This window comes from Pseudomonas juntendi, from assembly GCF_009932375.1.
Taxonomy (GTDB): Bacteria; Pseudomonadota; Gammaproteobacteria; order Pseudomonadales; family Pseudomonadaceae; genus Aquipseudomonas; species Aquipseudomonas juntendi.
In genome coordinates this window covers 1-321 of record NZ_BLJG01000372.1, presented here as the reverse complement: position 1 = coordinate 321, position 321 = coordinate 1, and the positions used below count along the sequence as shown (strand labels likewise).

Annotated in this window: 1 pseudogene; it reads left to right on the top strand. The window is 56.1% G+C overall.

Features of this window, described 5'->3' with window-relative positions:
- Nucleotides 1-125 precede the first annotated feature (125 nt).
- Nucleotides 126-321: pseudogene (locus GYA94_RS26080) on the top strand (IS21 family transposase); the annotation flags it as partial.

Genomic DNA, 321 nt, shown 5'->3' with positions numbered 1-321 from the left:
GTGTTGCCGCTGACCGAAAACTGACCCAGTAGAGGCTGTTCTGCCGACTGAAAACTGACCCAGGTGTTCAACTGCTTCTGCTCAATTTTTGAGCAGGAGAACACAGGGTGATCAGTATGGAAATGATGGGCAAAATCCGCCGGATGTATTTCCGCGACAAGCTGTCGCTGCATGAGATAGCCAAGCGCACCGGGTTGGCGCGCAACACGATTCGCAAGTGGGTCAGAGCACCTGAGGCCAAGCCGCCGGTCTACCAACGCCGCGCGATCTTCAACAAACTCAGCCCTTTTCACGCCACGCTGGAGCAGGCGCTAAAAGCCG